This is a genomic window from Methylobacterium sp. CCH5-D2, assembly GCF_001556475.1.
Classification (GTDB): Bacteria; Pseudomonadota; Alphaproteobacteria; order Rhizobiales; family Beijerinckiaceae; genus Methylobacterium; species Methylobacterium hispanicum.
This window is the reverse complement of sequence record NZ_LSIX01000918.1, coordinates 1-1,620: the sequence shown is the minus strand read 5'-3', so window position 1 is coordinate 1,620 and position 1,620 is coordinate 1. Positions and strand designations below refer to the sequence as shown.

The 1,620-nt window shown below is 68.4% G+C and carries 1 protein-coding gene; it reads left to right on the top strand.

What is annotated here, in order from left to right:
* Nucleotides 1-1,620 (top strand): efflux RND transporter permease subunit (locus tag AX737_RS24725; RefSeq protein ID WP_197430710.1); only part of this gene is annotated, 1,620 nt, incomplete at both ends.

The window sequence follows — 1,620 nt, the reverse complement described above, 5'->3', positions numbered from 1 at the left end:
TCCCCGGCGTCGCCCAGGTGATCCCGATGGGCGGCGAGGTGCGCCAGTTCCGCGTCGCGCCCCAGCCCACGGCCCTGCGGGCGCTCGGCGTCACCCATGGCCAACTGGAGACGGCGCTGGCTCAGTTCGGCACCAACACCGGCGGCGGCTTCACCGACCAGTACGCCCGCGAGTACCTGATCCGGAACCTCGGCCGGAGCATGAGCCTCGACGACCTGCGCAACATGGTCGTCGCCACCGTCAACGGCCGACCGATCTACCTGCGGCAGGTGGCCGAGGTCTCCTTCGCGGCCCGGGTGAAGCGGGGTGATGCCGGTTACATGGGCGCGCCCGCGGTCGTGGTCTCGGTCGAGAAGCAGCCGGCCGTCGACACGGTGCGGCTCACCCGCGAGGTCGAGACGGCCCTCGCGGAGATCACCGCCAGCCTGAACGCCTGCGGCCCCGACGCGGGCAAGGGCAGCTCGGATCGGACGGGTCCGTCCGTGGCCGAACCCGTCGGCGAGGCATGCGCCTTCAAGGGCGTGCGCGCCGACCAGCTCATCTTCCGGCAGGCGAACTTCATCGAGACCTCGATACGCAACGTCGAGACGGTGCTGATGGAGGCCGTCGTCGTCGTCGCGGTGGTGCTGTTCGCCTTCCTCTTGAACGTGCGCACCACCGCGATCTCGCTCACGGCGATCCCGGTCTCGATCCTGGCGACCGCGGTCGTGTTCCACCTCGCCGGGCTGTCGATCAATACGATGACCCTTGGCGGCCTCGCCATCGCCATCGGCGAACTCGTCGACGACGCGGTGGTCGACGTCGAAAACATTTTTCGGAGACTCGGCGAGAACCGTAAAGCGGGTAACCCCAAAAGCGTCTTCACAGTCGTGGTAGAGGCCTCGAACGAGGTGCGCTCCGGCATCGTCTACGCCACTATGGTGATCGTGCTGGTGTTCGTGCCGCTCTTCGCCCTGTCGGGCATCGAGGGCCGGCTCTTCGCCCCGCTGGGTCAGGCCTACATCGTCTCGATCCTGGCGAGCCTCCTCGTCTCCATCACCCTGACGCCGGTGCTGGCCTACTACCTGCTGCCGGGCCTCAAGCGACTGGAGGAGCATGACAGCCAATTCCTCAAGTGGCTTAAGCGCGGGAACGCCGCCCTGCTGCGCGGCCTGCTCGGGCATGGCCGGCCGGTCATGGCGGTCGCCGGTCTGGCGGTGGCGGCGGCCGGGCTCGCGGCGACCTTCCTGCCACGCACCTTCCTGCCGCCGTTCAACGAGGGCTCGTTCACGGTCAACATGACCTTCAACCCCGGCATCTCGCTGGCCGAGAGCAACCGGATCGGACTGGTGGCGGAACGGCTGCTCCTGGAGATGCAGGACGTGAAGTCCATCGGTCGCCGCACCGGCCGGGCCGAGCTCGACGAGCACGCGGAAGGCGTCCACTCCTCCGACCTTGAGATCGACCTGAAGCCGGGGTCGCGACCCAAGCCCGAACTCGTCACCGACATCCGCGGGCGCCTCGCGGTGCTGCCCGTCAGCGTCAACGTCGGCCAGCCGATCTCGCACCGGCTCGACCACATGCTCTCGGGCGTGCGCGCCGAGATCGCGCTCAAGATCTTCGGCGAGGATCTCGACACCC